Annotated in this window: 14 protein-coding genes; 4 read left to right on the top strand and 10 right to left on the bottom strand. The window is 68.1% G+C overall.

The annotated features are described in order from the left end of the window. Position 1 precedes the first annotated feature (1 nt). From zwf to pgl, 3 genes are read left to right on the top strand one after another with little or no spacing between them, the layout of a single operon-like run. A complete protein-coding gene (zwf, locus tag AC50YM_RS15015) occupies positions 2–1,564 on the top strand; it encodes a glucose-6-phosphate dehydrogenase (RefSeq protein WP_494957752.1) in 1,563 nt (520 codons plus the stop codon). Continuing rightward, the gene (locus tag AC50YM_RS15020; protein WP_494957753.1) at positions 1,561–2,502 is read left to right on the top strand and encodes a glucose-6-phosphate dehydrogenase assembly protein OpcA; all 942 of its coding nucleotides are present in this window, start codon (positions 1,561–1,563) and stop codon (positions 2,500–2,502) included. The genes zwf and AC50YM_RS15020 overlap by 4 nt, the downstream gene beginning before the upstream one ends. Continuing rightward, a complete protein-coding gene (gene pgl, locus AC50YM_RS15025; RefSeq protein WP_494957754.1) occupies positions 2,492–3,298 on the top strand; it encodes a 6-phosphogluconolactonase in 807 nt (268 codons plus the stop codon). Before AC50YM_RS15020 ends, pgl begins: the two co-directional genes overlap by 11 nt. Before the next feature lie 19 nt (positions 3,299–3,317). Here the strand turns inward: pgl and AC50YM_RS15030 are convergent, their stop codons facing one another. The 10 genes from AC50YM_RS15030 to uvrC all read right to left on the bottom strand — a co-directional run bounded on the left by AC50YM_RS15030 (position 3,318) and on the right by uvrC (position 13,451). Next, positions 3,318–3,698: an RNA polymerase-binding protein RbpA gene (locus AC50YM_RS15030; RefSeq protein WP_494957755.1), complete on the bottom strand. Its 381-nt coding sequence runs from the start codon at positions 3,696–3,698 to the stop codon at positions 3,318–3,320. A gap of 123 nt (positions 3,699–3,821) precedes the next feature. Then, complete coding sequence (gene secG / locus AC50YM_RS15035; RefSeq protein WP_494957756.1) at positions 3,822–4,079, bottom strand: preprotein translocase subunit SecG; 258 nt, start codon at positions 4,077–4,079, stop codon at positions 3,822–3,824. Positions 4,080–4,128: 49 nt separating this feature from the next. Then, positions 4,129–4,944, bottom strand: coding sequence for a triose-phosphate isomerase (gene tpiA, locus AC50YM_RS15040; RefSeq protein WP_494957757.1), 816 nt, complete (start codon positions 4,942–4,944; stop codon positions 4,129–4,131). A gap of 81 nt (positions 4,945–5,025) precedes the next feature. Beyond that, positions 5,026–6,252, bottom strand: a complete 1,227-nt coding sequence (locus AC50YM_RS15045) for a phosphoglycerate kinase (RefSeq protein ID WP_494957758.1) — start codon at positions 6,250–6,252, stop codon at positions 5,026–5,028. A gap of 10 nt (positions 6,253–6,262) precedes the next feature. Further along, positions 6,263–7,273, bottom strand: a complete 1,011-nt coding sequence (gap, locus tag AC50YM_RS15050) for a type I glyceraldehyde-3-phosphate dehydrogenase (RefSeq protein ID WP_494957759.1) — start codon at positions 7,271–7,273, stop codon at positions 6,263–6,265. A gap of 289 nt (positions 7,274–7,562) precedes the next feature. Further along, positions 7,563–8,186 (bottom strand): superoxide dismutase, encoded by a 624-nt coding sequence (locus AC50YM_RS15055; protein ID WP_494957760.1) that lies wholly within the window; start codon positions 8,184–8,186, stop codon positions 7,563–7,565. A gap of 173 nt (positions 8,187–8,359) precedes the next feature. Next, positions 8,360–9,340 carry a DNA-binding protein WhiA gene (whiA, locus tag AC50YM_RS15060; RefSeq protein ID WP_494957761.1) on the bottom strand — a complete coding sequence of 327 codons (981 nt, stop codon included), beginning with the start codon at positions 9,338–9,340 and terminating at the stop codon, positions 8,360–8,362. Between the two features lie 9 nt (positions 9,341–9,349). After that, positions 9,350–10,369, bottom strand: a complete 1,020-nt coding sequence (locus AC50YM_RS15065; RefSeq protein WP_494957762.1) for a gluconeogenesis factor YvcK family protein — start codon at positions 10,367–10,369, stop codon at positions 9,350–9,352. Continuing rightward, the gene (rapZ, locus tag AC50YM_RS15070) at positions 10,369–11,292 is read right to left on the bottom strand and encodes an RNase adapter RapZ (protein ID WP_494957763.1); all 924 of its coding nucleotides are present in this window, start codon (positions 11,290–11,292) and stop codon (positions 10,369–10,371) included. The genes AC50YM_RS15065 and rapZ overlap by 1 nt, the downstream gene beginning before the upstream one ends. A 125-nt stretch (positions 11,293–11,417) precedes the next feature. Next, positions 11,418–13,451 (bottom strand): excinuclease ABC subunit UvrC, encoded by a 2,034-nt coding sequence (gene uvrC, locus AC50YM_RS15075; RefSeq protein ID WP_494957764.1) that lies wholly within the window; start codon positions 13,449–13,451, stop codon positions 11,418–11,420. A gap of 285 nt (positions 13,452–13,736) precedes the next feature. Between uvrC and AC50YM_RS15080 the strand changes: the two genes are divergently transcribed. After that, positions 13,737–14,750, top strand: a 1,014-nt coding sequence (locus AC50YM_RS15080) for a DUF222 domain-containing protein (RefSeq protein WP_494957765.1), incomplete at its 3' end; no start/stop codon positions are given.

The raw sequence follows: 14,750 nt of genomic DNA on the forward strand, positions 1-14,750 counted from the left end.
CATGCCAGAAAAACACAACGGCGGACGCAGGTCCGCGGGCCCGGGGCGCAACCCGCTCCGGGACCCGCGGGACCGCCGCCTGAACCGCATCGCAGGACCGTCGTCACTGGTCCTGTTCGGGGTCACGGGGGACCTCGCCCGCAAGAAGCTCATGCCGGCCGTGTACGACCTCGCCAACCGTGGACTGCTGCCGCCAAGTTTTGCCCTGGTGGGCTTCGCGCGGCGGAACTGGGAGAACGAGGACTTCGCCGCCGAGGTGAAGGCAGCGGTCAAGGCCTACGCCCGCACCCCGTTCGACGAGACGGTCTGGAAGCAGCTCTCGGAGGGGATCCGCTTCGTGCAGGGCGAGTTCGACGACGATGACGCCTTCAAGCGGCTGTCCGAAACCATCGACGAACTCGATGAGCAGCGCGGAACCCGCGGAAACCACGCGTTCTACCTCTCCATTCCGCCAAACGCCTTCGAACTGGTCTGCCGGCAGCTCTCCAAGCACGGGCTGGCCCAGGCCGAGGGTGACAAGTGGCGGCGCGTGGTGATCGAGAAGCCGTTCGGCCACAACCTCGAGTCGGCCCGGCAGCTCAACGACATTGTGGAGTCGGTCTTCCCGCCGGACGCGGTCTTCCGGATCGACCACTACCTGGGCAAGGAGACGGTGCAGAACATCCTGGCGCTGCGCTTCGCCAACCAGCTCTTCGAGCCGTTGTGGAACGCGAACTACGTCGACCACGTCCAGATCACCATGGCCGAGGACATCGGCACCGGCGGCCGGGCGGGCTACTACGACGGCGTCGGCGCGGCCCGCGACGTCATCCAGAACCACCTGCTGCAGCTGCTCGCGCTGACCGCGATGGAGGAGCCGATTTCGTTCAACGCCGATGACCTCCGCGCCGAGAAGGAAAAGGTCCTGGCCGCGGTCCGGCTGCCCGAGGATCTCTCCACGCACTCTGCGCGCGGGCAGTTCACCGGCGGCTGGCAGGGCGGCGAAAAGGTTGTCGGCTACCTGCAGGAAGAAGGCATCCCGGCTGACTCCAAAACGGAAACCTTCGCCGCGATCCGGGTGGACATCAACACCCGCCGCTGGTCCGGGGTGCCGTTCTACCTGCGCGCCGGCAAGCGGCTGGGCCGGCGGGTCACCGAGATCGCCGTCGTGTTCAAACGCGCCCCCAACCTCCTCTTCACCGACCACGGCGAGGACGACTTCGGCCAGAACGCCGTCGTGATCCGGGTCCAGCCCGACGAGGGCGCCACCATCCGGTTCGGCTCCAAGGTCCCCGGCACGCAGATGGAAGTCCGCGACGTCACGATGGACTTCGGCTACGGCCACTCCTTCACCGAGTCCAGCCCGGAAGCGTACGAACGCCTCATCCTCGATGTGCTCCTCGGCGAACCGCCGCTGTTTCCCCGGCACGCGGAAGTCGAGCTGTCCTGGAAGATCCTCGACCCGTTCGAGGAATACTGGGCGTCCCTGGACGAACAGCCCGAACCCTACGCCCCCGGAAGCTGGGGACCGGCCGCCGCCGACGAGCTGCTGGCCAGCGACGGACGAACCTGGAGAAGGCCATGATCGTAAACCTGCCCGACACCACCACCTCCAAGATCTCCAAGAAAATCATGGCGCTGCGCGAGCAGGGCGGCGTGATTGCCCTGGGCCGGGTGCTGACCCTCGTGGTGGTCACCAAGTCCGGGCTGGAAGAGGAAGCCATCGAAGCGGCCAACGAGGCCAGCCGCGAACACCCGTGCCGGATCATCGTCCTCGCCGACGCCGGCGCGTCGGCGCCGACCCGGCTCGACGCGCAGATCCGGGTGGGCGGCGACGCCGGCGCTTCCGAGGTCATCCTGCTCCGCGGCTACGGTGAACTTGCCGAGGAAAGCGAATCGCTCGTCGCCGCCCTGCTGCTGCCGGACGCGCCGATTGTAGCCTGGTGGCCGCACGGCGCACCGAAAAACGCCTGCGAGACGTCGATCGGCCGGATCGCGCACCGCAGGATCACGGACTCGGCCAACGAGAGCGATCCGCAGCGCGCGCTGGACAACATCCGCCGCACCTACAAGGCCGGTGACACGGACCTGGCCTGGACCCGGCTGACCAACTGGCGGATCCAGCTCGCCGCGGCCCTGGACCAGGTGGACGGCGGACCGGTGACGGCGGTCGCGGTCGAAGGCGCGTCCGACTCACCCTCCACGATCCTGCTGGCGGCCTGGCTCACCCTGGCCCTCGACGCACCCGTCACGATCGTCGCGGACCCCGCCGGCACCGGGATCCGGCGCGTGCGGCTGTCCCGCACCGGCGGCGACGTGCAGCTCTTCCGGCCCGGCCTTACCGTGGCGGAACTGAGCCAGCCCGGGCAGCCGGTACAGCGGATCTCACTGCCACGCCGGAGCCTGAAGGACTGCCTCGCCGAAGAACTCCGCCGCCTCGACCCCGACGAAGTGTTCGGTGAAGTGATTACTATGGGACTGCCACGTACCAATCTAAGGAGTGTCCGTCCCAGTGAGCGCTGACCCGAGAGTAAGCATCCATCCCGACTCGACCGTCCTGATGGCCGCCATCGCGGCCCGCCTGATCACCAAACTCGTGGACATCCAGGACAAATACGGCGAGGCGACGGTGGTGCTGACCGGAGGGTCGATGGGCATTGGCTCGCTCAAGGCGGTGGCGGAGTCGCCGGCCTGTCCCGCCGTCGACTGGTCCAAGGTCAACTTCTGGTGGGGCGACGAACGCTTCGTCGCGGCCGACGACCCGGAGCGCAACGCAGTGCAGGCCCACGAAGCACTGCTGGGGCACATCAACGCGGACCCGGCCCGGATCCACGTCCCCGGCGCCACCGGGGAGTTCGGCTCTCCGGAGGAGGCGGCCGCGGACTACGCCCGCCGGCTCGGTGAGGCGGCGGCCGCGGAACACTCGGCCGATATGTCCGATGACCGGCCCGAACGTCCGGCCGCGCTCCCCCGCTTCGACATTGTCCTGCTCGGGGTGGGGCCGGACGCGCACGTCGCGTCGCTGTTCCCGGAGCAGGCCGGCATCCGGGAAAAGGAACTCTCCGTGGTCGGGGTCCGCAACTCCCCCAAACCGCCGCCGGAGCGGATTTCGCTGACACTGCCGGCGATCAACACGGCGTCGGAGATCTGGATGGTCGTCGCCGGCGAGGACAAGGCCGGTGCCGTGGGGCTGGCCCTCGCCGGCGCCAACCCGGTGCAGGTCCCGGCGGCCGGTCCACAGGGCCGGAATGAAACGCTGTGGCTGATCGACGAAAACGCGGCAGCCCGGGTACCGGCACAGCTCGTCCGGAAGGGCTAGCTCCGGGACCACCCGCCGGCTATTCCTCCGGGAGGGCCCGGCTGGCGCGCAGTCTCTCCAGCGCTCCGGCCAGCACGTCTTCGGCGTCCTGGCTGGAGCGCCGCTCTTTAACGTACTCCAGGTGGCTTTTGTAGCCCTCGACCTGGACATCCTCCAGCGCGAACTGGGCCTCATCCCGGGTGGCTGTTCCACCGCAGCGGCGGCAGTCCCAGACGCCGGGGATCTGGTCGTCGGGCAACTGGGCGAAGACCAACGGTGTGTCGTGGCCCTTGGCGCAGCGGTAGCTGACGCGGATGCGCGGGGTACGGGCGGCGGCGCCGTCGAGCGGCTCATGGCGCGGCGCGGCGCCTTCGGTGGCTCCTACACGGATGCCCCGGAATCCGGAGGCGGAATGCAGCATCGGGAACTCCTGGCTACTGAAGTGGACGGATTGGCAGACAGCCAGCCACAGTGTAGTTCGAGAGTTCCCGATGCGGGCAGGGCCACAAGGACCCCCTTTATGAAGTTTTTTTGGGACTGCGTCCTAGGAGTCTCCGCCGCCGCTGAAGCGCATGATCAGGCCCAGGCCGATGATGACGGCGCCCCATGTGACGCCGAGGATGATGGTGAAGCGGTTCAGGTTCCGCTCGGCCACGCCTGAGGAACTCAGACCGGAACTCATGCCGCCGCCGAACATGTCGGACAAACCGCCACCGCGACCCTTGTGGAGCAGGATGAGCAAGGTCAGCAGGAGGCTGGTGATACCCAGGAGGACCTGCAGAATGACATGAAGAACGTCCACGACGGCCTTTCAGAAGATTTGGATTGCGGGGGCCACTACTCTGTCCGGACTAATCCGTCAGCAGGTGACTCTCGAACCTCACAATATTAGCAAACTCGGCGGCGTCCAGGCTGGCACCACCCACCAGCAATCCGTCCACGTCGCGTTCCTTCAGGATCGAGGCGGCGTTGTTGGCCTTGACCGAGCCGCCGTAGAGGAGCCGGGTCTTGCCGGCGACGTCGGCGCCGAACAGCGTGGCGAGCTCGGCGCGGAGGGCGGCGCACATCTCCTGGGCGTCGTCGGGCCCGGCAACTTCGCCGGTTCCGATGGCCCAGACCGGCTCGTAGGCGACGACAAGCTGGCCGGCCTGCTCCGGGGTGAGGCCCTCGACGCCGGCGCGCAGCTGGGTGAGCGTGTGCTCGACATGCGTCCCGGCCTGCCGAATTTCCAGGCCTTCGCCGACGCAGAGCACCGGGGTGATGCCGTGCCGGAAAGCGGCCTTGGTCTTGGCGTTCAGGACCTCGTCGGTCTCGTGGTGGATGGTGCGGCGTTCGCTGTGGCCGACCAGGACGTAGGCGCAGCCAAGCTTGCCGAGGAAGTGACCGGAGATGTCGCCGGTGTACGCGCCGGAGTCGAACGGGGACAGATCCTGGCCGCCGTAGACGACTTTGAGTTCATCGCCCTGGACCAGGGTCTGGACGCCGCGGAGATCGGTGAAGGGAGGGAACACAGCGACCTCCACCCGGCTGTAGTCATGCTTGGCGTCGGACAGAGTCCAGGCGAGCTTCTGCAGCAGCGTGATGCCCTGGACATGGTCCATGTTCATCTTCCAGTTGCCCGCGATGAAGGGCGTGCGGTCGAATTTGCCGTTCGTTGACGTGGTCACGTGGTCTCCAGATTGTTCATAGCAGGGGAACAGCCGGCAGGGTGCCCCATCCTGGGAGGGGCACCCTGCCGGCTGGCGGGTCTAGCGGTCCAGAACGCTCAGGCCGGGGAGTTCCTTGCCTTCAAGGTACTCGAGGCTGGCGCCGCCGCCGGTGGAAATGTGCCCGAACTGGTCGTCGGCGAAGCCGAGGGTGCGGACCGCGGCGGCAGAGTCGCCGCCGCCAACCACCGTGAACGCGTCCGTCTCGGTCAGCGCCTGGGCGATGGCCCGGGTGCCGGCGGCGAACGCCGGGAACTCGAACACACCCATGGGGCCGTTCCAGAACACCGTTTTGGCGCCCTTGATCCGTCCCGCGAAGGCAGCGGCCGATTCCGGTCCGATGTCCAGCCCAATGCCCTGGGCGCCGAAGCTGCTCTCTTCAATGGCCTCGGCCCGCACCGTTTCATGGTCGGCGGCGGCGGCGAACTTGCTGGCCACCACGACGTCGGTGGGCACCACGAATTCGGTGCCGGCAGCCGCGGCGCGCTTGAGGTACTCCTGCACGACCGGGATCTGGTCCTGTTCCAGCAGGCTGCCGGCCACCTTGTGGCCTGCGGCGGCGAGGAACGTGAACAACATGCCACCCCCGACGAGGATGGTGTCGGCCTTGCCGATGAGGTTGTCGATCACGGCGAGCTTGTCCGAGACCTTGGAACCGCCCAGCACCACAACATAGGGACGCTGCGTGTCGGCGGTGAGCTTGCGCAGCACCTCGACCTCGGTGCGCACCAGGTCGCCCTGGTACGACGGCAGCCGGGTGGCGACGTCGTACACACTGGCGTGCCTGCGGTGCACGGCGCCGAAGGCATCGTCCACGAAGGCGCCATTGGACCCGGTGAGGGCCACCAGCTCGTCCGCGAAGGCGCCGCGTTCGGCGCCGTCCTTGGCGGTCTCGCGGGCGTCGAAGCGCACGTTCTCAAGGATGAGGGCTTCGCCGTCCTGCAGCGCGGCGGCGGACGCCTTGGCGGCGTCCCCGACGGTGTCGTCCGCGAGGGAGACCTTGAACGGGGCGAGTTCGGCCAGCCGCGCCGCGGCGGGCTTGAGCGAATACTTTTCGTCCGGGGCGCCCTTGGGGCGGCCAAGGTGTGCTGTGACCAGCACGCGGGCACCGGCGTCCGTGAGCTTCGCCAGCACTGGCAGGGAGGCCTTGATGCGGCCGTCGTCAGTGACTGAAGAGCCGTCGAGCGGCACGTTCAGGTCACTTCTGACCAGAACGTACCGCCCGCGGACACCATCAGCGATCAGTTCGTCGAGGGTGTGGAATGTCATGAGTCTTACCCTAGCCCAGCTTGGCTGCGACGAGCTCCGTGAGGTCCACGAGGCGGTTCGAGTAGCCCCATTCGTTGTCATACCAGGAAACAACCTTGACCTGGTTCCCGATCACCTTGGTCAGGCCGGAGTCGAAGATGGAGGACGCCGGGTCGCCGACGATGTCTGAGGAGACAATCGGTTCGTCGGTGTAGGTCAGCAGGCCCTTGAGCTCGTCCGACTCGGAGGCAGCCTTCAGCGCGGCGTTGACTTCCGCGACGGTGGTCTCCCGGGAGACGACGACGGTCAGGTCGGTCGCGGAGCCGGTGGGCACCGGGACGCGGATGGCGTAGCCGTCGAGCTTGCCCTTGAGTTCCGGCAGCACCAGGCCGATTGCCTTGGCCGCACCGGTGGAGGTGGGGACCATGTTGATGGCGGCGGCGCGGGCGCGGCGGAGGTCCTTGTGCGGGCCGTCCTGCAGGTTCTGGTCGGCCGTGTAGGCGTGGATCGTGGTCATCAGGCCGCGCTCGATGCCGAAGGCGTCGTTGACAACCTTGGCCAGCGGGCCGAGGCAGTTGGTGGTACAGGAGGCGTTGGAGATGATGTGGTGCGCGGCCGGGTCGTAGAGCTTGTCGTTGACGCCCATCACGATCGTGATGTCCTCGTCCGAGGCGGGGGCGGAGATCAGGACTTTCTTGGCGCCGGCGTCGATGTGCTTCTGCGCGTCGGCGGCCTTGGTGAAGAAACCGGTGGATTCGATCACGATGTCGACGCCGAGCTCGCCCCAGGGAAGTTTGGCCGGATCGCGCTCGGCGAGGACCTTGACGGTCTTGCCGTCAACGATGATGTTGCCGTCCTTGACTTCGATGCTCTCCTGCAGGCGCCCGCCCACGGAGTCGTACTTGAAGAGGTGGGCCAGTGCTTCCGGGCTGGTGAGGTCGTTGACGGCAACGATCTCGAGGTCTGCCCCCTGGGCAAGTGCGGCGCGGAAGTAGTTGCGGCCAATACGGCCGAAGCCGTTGATACCAATACGGGTGGTCACGTTTTCAGTCTCCTTGGTGCTTTTGCAAGCACGATTAGTTGAGAAGGCGTTCAAGCCAACTAACAGATCCCGCACGCCATTGGGCAGAGATGATTACAGATCGGAGGGCGACCAGCCACATTGCTGAAGGCTAACCGCCTTCCGTGACCTATCTTACGTTTAACTTGGTCTGCCCCCGCAAGTGCAAGGGCAGACCGTCCACGTTTTGGGCCGAACGGCCCGAATTGTGAGCTTTGTTACAGGCGCGTGAACGGCGGCCCTCCCGGGCCGCCGCGGCGCCGTAACGGTGTTAGAACGTGATGAGGCCGGTGGCGTTCTTGCGGGCGGCGTCGAAGCGCTTGGCGACGTCGGCCCAGTTGACGATGTTCCAGAAGGCCTTGACGTAGTCGGCCTTGACGTTGACGTAGTCAAGGTAGAAGGCGTGCTCCCACATGTCGAGCATCAGCAGCGGGGTGGTGCCGAGCGCGACGTTGCCCTGCTGGTCGTAGAGCTGCTCGATGACCAGGTTGCCGCCGATCGGCTCGTAGGCCAGGAAGCCCCAGCCGGAGCCCTGCAGGCCAAGGGCCGCGGCGGTGAACTGCGCGCGGAACGCGTCGAAGGAGCCAAACGCGTCGTCGATGGCGGCCGCGAGCTCACCTTCGGGCTTGTCGCCGCCGTCCGGGGAGAGGTTCTTCCAGAACACGGAGTGGTTGATGTGGCCGCCGGTGTGGAACGCAAGGTCCTTGGACAGGCGGTTGATGTTGGCGAAGTCGCCCTTTTCGCGTGCCTCGGCCAGCTGGGCGAGGGCGTTGTTGGCGCCGGCCACGTAGGTGGCGTGGTGCTTGCTGTGGTGCAGCTCCATGATCCGCGCGGAGATGTGGGGCTCCAGGGCGGCGTAGTCATAGTCCAGTTCGGGCAGTACGTATTCGGTCACAAAATCCTCCAATGTCGTGGACTGGTTGTCCGTTTTGTAACTCTCGGATTGTGCATCCGGATGTTTTGGCACCCGGAAGTCTCTGGATCGGGATCCAGTGGGCATAGCCTCCGGTCCCCCTGAGGTATTCCCGCTGGCCCCGATCCGATTCTGCTGGTGTTTCCCGGCAGAGGCTACTCGTCCAGCATTTCCGGCGTCACATTGGCTTCTGTGCCGGGGATGCCCAGGTCCTGGGCGCGTTTGTCCGCCATCGCCAGCAGGCGGCGGATCCGGCCGGCGATGGCGTCCTTGGTCATCACGGGGTCAGCCAGCCGGCCGAGTTCGTCCAGACTGGCCTGTTTGTGGGCAACCCGCAGCTCGCCGGCGTACTTCAGGTGGTCCGGGACGTCGTCGCCGAGGATTTCCAGGGCCCGGTCCACCCGGGCGCCGGCGGCGACGGCGGCCTGCGCCGAACGCCGCAGGTTGGCGTCGTCGAAGTTGGCCAGCCGGTTGGCGGTGGCGCGGACTTCCTTGCGCATCCGCCGCTCCTCCCAGACCATCAGCGCATCATGGGCGCCCATCCGGGTCAGCAGCGCCGCGATCGTGTCGCCGTCGCGGATCACCACCCGGTCCACTCCCCTGACCTCGCGGGCCTTGGCCTGGATGCCAAGCCTGCGGGCGGCGCCAACCAGCGCGAGGGCGGATTCGGGCCCGGGGCAGGTGACCTCCATGGCGGAGGACCGGCCGGGCTCGGTGAGGGAACCGTGGGCCAGGAAGGCGCCACGCCAGACGGCCTCGGCGTCGGCGGCGGACCCGTTCACGACCACGGAAGGCAGGCCGCGGACCGGGCGTCCGCGGGCGTCCAGCAGCCCGGTCTGTCGGGCGAGGGCTTCGCCGTCGCGCACCACCCGGACGACGTAGCGGCTGCCGCGGCGCAGGCCGCCGCCGGACACAACGATGATTTCGCTTTGGTGCCCGTAGACCTCGGCGATGGCGGCACGCAGCCGACGCGCGGTCGAGGCGAGGTCGACTTCGGCCTCGATCACGATCCGGCCGGAGATGATGTGGAGCCCCCCGGCGAAGCGGAGCATGGAGGACACCTCAGCCTTGCGGACCGAGGACTTCTTGATGTCCAGCCGGGAAAGTTCTTCCTTGACTGATGCTGTCAGTGCCATGGCACTTTCCTACCTGTTCCCGAAAATGTCGTGGTACGCCGTGGCCAGACGCAGCGGGTCGTGGATCGGCCGGCGGCTCGACGCCCCCACTTTACCCAACACCACCTCCGCGCCCAGCATCCCGGCCGCCCGTTCGAAGTCGGCGCGGTCGGCGACGGCGGCCGGATCGGCCAGGACGACGTCGATGCTGAAGTCCGGCGCGTACTCGCGGAGCACCCGCAGGTGGTCCGCGGCGGACATGCCGAGGGTTTCCTTGGTGTCCGTGGCGAGGTTCATGGTGAGGCAGCGGCGGGCGGCCGTGTTGCAGAGCGCCTCACGCATTTCCGGCAGCAGCAGGTGCGGCAGGACGGAGGTGTACCAGGAACCGGGGCCGAGAATGACCCAGTCGGCCAGTTCGATCGCGGTGAGCGCCTCGGTGCAGGCGGGAGCGTTCTCCGGCAGGAGCCGGACCTTTTCCAGTGAGCCGGCGACGGCGCATTTTGCCTGTCCGGTCAGGGTCTGCAGCGCCGTGCTGCCGTCCGGGGCGGTGACCCGGACCTGGCCCTCAATGGTCAGCGGGACGCTGGACATCGGCAGCACCTCCCCGCGGGCACCCAGCAGCGCGCCGGCCCATTTGAGGCCGGCCACGGTGTCGCCCAGGAGTTCCCAGAGCGTCACGATCAGCAGGTTGCCCATGGCGTGCTCGTCCAGGGAGCCGCCGCGGCCCTTGCCGGGGGCGAAGCGGTGCTGCATCACATCGCGCCAGGTGCGGCCCCAGTCGGTGTCGTCGCAGAGCGCGGAGAGCGCCATCCGGAGGTCGCCGGGCGGCAGGACGCCGTACTCCTCGCGCAGCCGCCCGGAGGAGCCGCCGTCGTCCGCGACGGTGACGATGGCCGTCAGTTCAGAGGTGAGCAGGCGCAGCGCCGACAGCGAGGCGGCGAGGCCGTGGCCGCCGCCGAGCGCGACGACGGACGGTACCTTGTCCTGCTGGCTGGCGAAGGCCGCGCTGGCCGGCGGGACGAGTGGCAGCGGTCCGGTGAGCAGTGCCATTACTCGCGGCCCAGGTCCCGGTGCGTGGTGGTCACGGTGACGCGGGGGTACTGCGCGAGCCGGCGTGACAGTTCCACGGCGACGGCGACGGAGCGGTGCTTGCCGCCGGTGCAGCCGACGGCGATGGTGGCGTAGTGCTTGTTCTCGCGCCGGTAGCCGTCCAGGACCGGTTCGAGGGCCAGCACGTAGCGTTCCACGAAGTTGCTGACGCCCTGCCCCTGCAGCACATAGTCGCTGACGTCCTGGTCCAGCCCGGTGTGCGGGCGCAGCGCCGGGACCCAGTGCGGGTTGGGGATGAAGCGGGCGTCGGCGACGAAGTTGGCGTCGACCGGGAGCCCGTATTTGAAGCCGAAGCTCATCACGTTGAGCCGGAGCGCGACGGGGCCGGTCTCGCTGAACAGCTCGGTGATCGCGGTGGCGAGGCCATGGACGTTCAGCGTGGAGGTGTCCAGGACAATGTCGGCGGAGGTGCGGAGTTCCTGCAGCAGTTCGCGTTCCGCGGCGATGCCGTCGAGGATCCTGCCGCCGGCCTGCAGCGGGTGCGGGCGCCGGCCCTGCTCGAAACGCCGGACCAGGACGTCGTCGGTGGCGTCGAGGAACAGGACCCGGAACCCGACTCCGCTGGCTTCGAGGTTGCGCAGGGAAGCGCGGATGTCCGCGAACAGTTCTTTGCTGCGGACGTCCATCACGACGGCGAGCTTGGAGATGGAACCCGGGGCGTGCGACACGATTTCGGCGAGGGTGCCGAGCATCTGCGGGGGAAGGTTTTCCACCACGTACCAGCCGTGGTCCTCCAGGGCGTCCGCGGCGGTGCTCCGGCCGGCTCCCGACATACCCGTCACCACGAGCAGTTCGGCCTCGACGGGTTTGACCGGCGTCATGCCGTCCGACTCCGTTCCGGATCCTGCCGTCGACTCTGCCATCAGTGAAGCCCCGTTCTGCTGTGCTGTTGTTCCCTACCGCTGACGGGTAAGGGCCGGTGGTGCGGCTCAATCGCCGCGCGTGCCGTTTCCCAAGTCCTTACCCTAGCTAAGATTGCCGGTGCTAGCTAAGTCTCCAGGATTTCGCCCGTGGTCATGTTGATGGCGGGCGCGGTGGTGGCCCCCTCGCCGTCGTCGGTGAAGTGCCGGACGATCGCCGCGGCCAGGGACGGGCCGATGCCCTTGGCATCGGTGAGTTCCTCGACGCTGGCCGTCCTGATGCTCTTGACGGAGCCGAACTGGGCGAGCAGGGCCTTGCGCTTGGAGTCGCCGAGGCCGGGCACGCCGTCGAGCGCTGAGACGGTCATGGCCTTGCCGCGCTTCTGCCGGTGGAAGGAGATCGCGAAGCGGTGCGCCTCGTCGCGGACGCGCTGCAGCAGGTACAGCCCGGCCGAGGCGCGGGGCAGGATCACCGGGAAGTCGCTGTCCGGCAGCCAGACCTCCTCAAGCCGTTTCGCGAGCCCGACGACGTAGACATCGTCGATGCCCAGTTCGGCCAGGGCACGGGCGGCCGCGTTGACCTGGGGCTTGCCGCCGTCGACGACGACGAGGTTGGGCGGGTAAGCGAACTTGGTCCGGGGCGCCGGGGTGGTGGTATCAGCGACGGCTACCGGGGAAGCGGACGGCGCGACGGCGGCGTCGGCCACGGCGTTGAGCAGGGCCTGATGCCCGGGCTGGCGGGCGGCGTCGGCCAGGACGGACTTCTCCTGCAGGTAGTTCCGGAAACGCCGGGTCAGCACGTCGTGCATTGCAGCGGTGTCATCCGTCGCGGCGGCGCCGGTGACGGAGAACTTCCGGTACTCGGACTTCTTCGGCAGTCCGTCCTCGACCACCACCATGGATCCGACGACGTTGGTGCCCTGGACATGCGAGATGTCGTAGCATTCGATCCGCATCAGCGCGATGGGCAGCTCCAGGGCCTCCTGCAATTCCTGCAGCGCCTGGGACCGGAGGGTCAGATCGCCGGCGCGCCGGGATTTGTGCAGCTTGAGGGCATGTTCGGCGTTTTCCCGGACGGTGGACAGCAGCGCGGCCTTGTCCCCGCGCTGCGGCACGCGGATATCCACCCGGGCGCCGCGCAGGCCGCCGAGCCAGAGCGCCAGTTCCGCGGCGTTGCTGGGCTCCGTCGGGACGAGGACCTCGCGGGGCAGCCTGCCCTGCAGGCCGGCCTCCTCGCCGTAGACCTGCTGGAGCAGGTGCTCGACGAGGTCCGGGGTTGTGGAGTCCTCGACCTTTTCGACGACCCAGCCGCGCTGGCCGCGGATCCGGCCGCCGCGGACGTGGAAGACCTGCACGGCAGCCTCGAGCTCGTCCTCGTGCAGGGCGAAGACGTCGGCGTCGGTGCCCTCGGCCAGGACCACGGCGTTGCGTTCAAAGACCTTTTTGAGCGCGACGATGTCGTCACGGATCCGGGCCGCCCGTTCGTAGTCCAGTTCCGCCACGGCGGCTGCCATGTCCTTTTCCAGCCGGGTGACGAACGGCTTGGCTTCGCCGCCCATGAAGGTGCAGAAGTCCTCGGCCAGGGCGCGGTGGTCCTCGGCCGAGATGCGGCCGACGCAGGGTGCCGCGCACTTGTCGATGTAGCCGAGCAGGCAGGGCCGGCCACTGGCTTCGGCCCGTTTCAGGACGCCGGCGCTGCAGCTGCGGACCGGGAACACGCGCAGCAGGGTGTCCATGGTGTCCCGGATCGCTCCGGCGGTGTAGGGCCCGAAGTAGCGGGTGCCCTTGCGCCGCTCGCCGCGCAGGACCTGGACGCGCGGGTACTTCTCCCCCATCGACACAGCCAGGTACGGGTAGCTCTTGTCATCCCGGAACATCACGTTGAACCGGGGCTTGAATTCCTTGATCCAGGTGTATTCGAGCTGCAGCGATTCGAGTTCGCTGCCGACGACGGTCCACTCCACACTGCTGGCCGTGTGGACCATCGCATAGGTTTTGGGCAGCAGCCCGGCCGGGTTGGCGAAATACGAGTTCAGCCGTGCACGGAGGTTCTTGGCCTTGCCGACATAGATGACCCGGCCGTGCGGGTCGCGGAAGCGGTACACGCCCGGATTGGTCGGAATCTCACCCGTCTGGGGTCGGTAACTCGCTGGATCTGCCACAGTTCAAGTCTACTGAGCCTGCGGCAGTGCCCGGGACGGCAGGGGCCGGTGGGGCGCGGGCCGGGACGGCGGCGGCTGTCGTGCGGAGGTGTTGTTGCGCAGGCTTCGCCCGGCGGCCGTGCGACGTGCTCCAAAGAAACGCCGGTAAGGCTGGATTTGTTCGCTGGACTTACTGGGGATGCTTTGCCGGCACTGAGTGAGGCATCCGCAGACTGCGCGGTCGAGTTATCCACATAGCCTGTTTCCGGTCGGCTGGCCGTCGCGGTCCCTCGATATTCTGGAGGTATGGAGAGTGCGGACTGGATTGCGGAGGGTCAGGAGGCACTGGCGGCTGTCGCGGCGTTGACCGCTGCGCTGGATTCCGTCACCCCGGTGAGCGCCGGACGGGCTGGCCCGTCCGGCACTGATCCCGAGGGTCGGGATGCCGGCCCGTGGTGGGAGGATCCGTTGCGGGTTCTGGCGGATGATTGCCTGGATGGACTGGCCGATATGGTCCGGTGGGAGGCGCGGGCCGCTGCGCGGAAGGTCCAGCTGGCGGCAACCTATCGGCGGGCCACCGAAGCCATGGCGGCCCCGGCGGATACCCAGCTCCATGGGAGGCGCCTTGAACTCGCGCTGACAGCGGAGATCGCGTGTGTCCTGACCGTGAGCGAGGCGACCGCGGGGGCGTTCCTGGGCGAATGCGCGGCCCTGACCAAAGACTTGCCCCTGACGATGGCGGCGCTGAGTGCGGGGACGATTTCCTGGGCGCACGCGAGGGTCATGGTGGACGAAACCACGAACCTGGACGCGGCCGGGGCGGCGGCGCTGGAAGCGCACTTCCTGGACCCCGACGCGCCGAACCCGGCCCGGGGCTGTCCGGCCGGGGAGCTCGTCCCGGGCCGGTTGCGGGCCAAGGCCCGGACCTGGCGGGAACGCCACCACGCGGACAGCATCGAGGCCCGCCACGCCAAGGGTGTGGCCGACCGGCGGGTCGAGTTCCGCCCGGACTGCGACGGGATGGCCTGGTTCTCCGCCTACTTGCCGGCCGATACTGCGGCGGGGATCTGGGACCGGAGCACCGCCGCGGCCCGCGCCCTGCAGGGCCCGGCCGAGGCGCGCACCCTGACCCAGCTCCGCGCCGACATCGCCGCGACCTGGCTCCTCACCACCGGCCCCGGTTCCACCGGCGCTGATGGGGAGGGTGGGGGTGTGCCGTCGCCGCGGGCGCAGGTCCTGATCACCGTCCCGGTGATGTCCCTGCTGGGCGCTACCGAGGAACCGGCGATGCTGGACGGGTACGGGCCGATCCCGCCCTCG

This window comes from Pseudarthrobacter sp. RHLT1-30-1 (assembly GCF_059383415.1).

Excerpts from the sequence above, each read along its gene's own strand:
- AC50YM_RS15030 (WP_494957755.1), bottom strand. The coding sequence starts at position 3,698 with ATGCTGCATTCCGCCTCCGGATTCCGGGGCATCCGTGTAGGAGCCACC.
- AC50YM_RS15065 (WP_494957762.1), bottom strand. The coding sequence starts at position 10,369 with ATGGCACTGCTCACCGGACCGCTGCCACTCGTCCCGCCGGCCAGCGCG.
- AC50YM_RS15020 (WP_494957753.1), top strand. The coding sequence starts at position 1,561 with ATGATCGTAAACCTGCCCGACACCACCACCTCCAAGATCTCCAAGAAA.
- zwf (WP_494957752.1), top strand. The coding sequence starts at position 2 with ATGCCAGAAAAACACAACGGCGGACGCAGGTCCGCGGGCCCGGGGCGC.
- whiA (WP_494957761.1), bottom strand. The coding sequence starts at position 9,340 with ATGGCACTGACAGCATCAGTCAAGGAAGAACTTTCCCGGCTGGACATC.
- AC50YM_RS15045 (WP_494957758.1), bottom strand. The coding sequence starts at position 6,252 with ATGACATTCCACACCCTCGACGAACTGATCGCTGATGGTGTCCGCGGG.
- rapZ (WP_494957763.1), bottom strand. The coding sequence starts at position 11,292 with ATGGCAGAGTCGACGGCAGGATCCGGAACGGAGTCGGACGGCATGACG.